This is a genomic window from Protofrankia sp. CiP1_Cm_nod2 (assembly GCF_920664355.1).
Lineage (GTDB): Bacteria > Actinomycetota > Actinomycetes > Frankiales > Frankiaceae > Protofrankia.
On sequence record NZ_CAKKTL010000315.1, the window covers coordinates 4,892 to 5,832 of the forward strand.

Consider the following 941-nt stretch of genomic DNA (forward strand, 5'->3'; position numbering starts at 1 on the left):
GGGCGGTCCGGCTCCGGGCGTCCGACATGGCCGGAGGTGGAACCGAGCGGCGGGGCTTATCCGTCAGTCCACGTAAGGAGCCGTCCGGCCGTAAGGGTATGGATCGAGGAGCATCGAGGAGCGAGGCCCGGGTGCGTGCATCGCAAGATGGAGGAGAAGCCGTCAGCGGAGCTGCCGGCGACGGCGACGACGGCGCCGGCAGCGCGGCGGGGGTCCGCCCTGGCACCGATCCGCCTGGTGGAGGAGCCGGCGGGAGCCGTCCGCGTCCTCCCGCCCGCTGGGGCCCGGCCCGCTGTCGCCGCCTGTTCGCGGTGCCGCTGGTGGTGGCGTTCGCGCTCGTCCTGGCCGGCTGTTCGTCCGGGACCGGGTCCGCGGTCACGATCGTGGACAACTCGGGGCCGGCCAACGAACTGCGCGGCACGGCGCTCGCGCAACCGGTCGACAAGCCCGCGCTGAACCTGACCGACACCGCCGGCGCCCCGTTCGACCTGCGCTCCCGGACGGCCGGGAAGGTCACCCTGCTGTTCTTCGGCTACACCAGCTGCCCGGACGTCTGCCCGACAACGATGGCCGACATCGCCGCGGCCCTCGACACGGTGCCGACATCTGTCCGGTCACGGATCGCCACGGTGTTCGTCACCACCGATCCCGAACGGGACACCGGCGAGGTGCTCGACCGCTGGCTGAACCAGTTCGACCCGTCCTTCATCGGCGTACGGGGCACCCTGGCGCAGATACGCGCGCAGGCGGACGCGCTCGGCATCCCGCTGGCGGATCCGGTACGCCAGCCCAGCGGGATCTTCACCGTCACGCACGGCACACAGGTCATGGCCTTCACCGCGGACGACCGGGCCAGGGCCGTCTACCTTGCGGGCACCCAGGTCGCCGACTACGCGCACGATCTTCCGATTCTGGCCAATACGGGGAAGACAACATGAAAC

At 71.2% G+C, this 941-nt stretch carries 1 protein-coding gene; it reads left to right on the forward strand.

The genetic code is table 11. The features are described from left to right. The first annotated feature begins 131 nt into the window (after nucleotides 1-131). Nucleotides 132-938: an SCO family protein gene (locus NBW84_RS22460; RefSeq protein ID WP_250287194.1), complete on the forward strand. Its 807-nt coding sequence runs from the start codon at nucleotides 132-134 to the stop codon at nucleotides 936-938. Nucleotides 939-941: the final 3 nt, after the last annotated feature.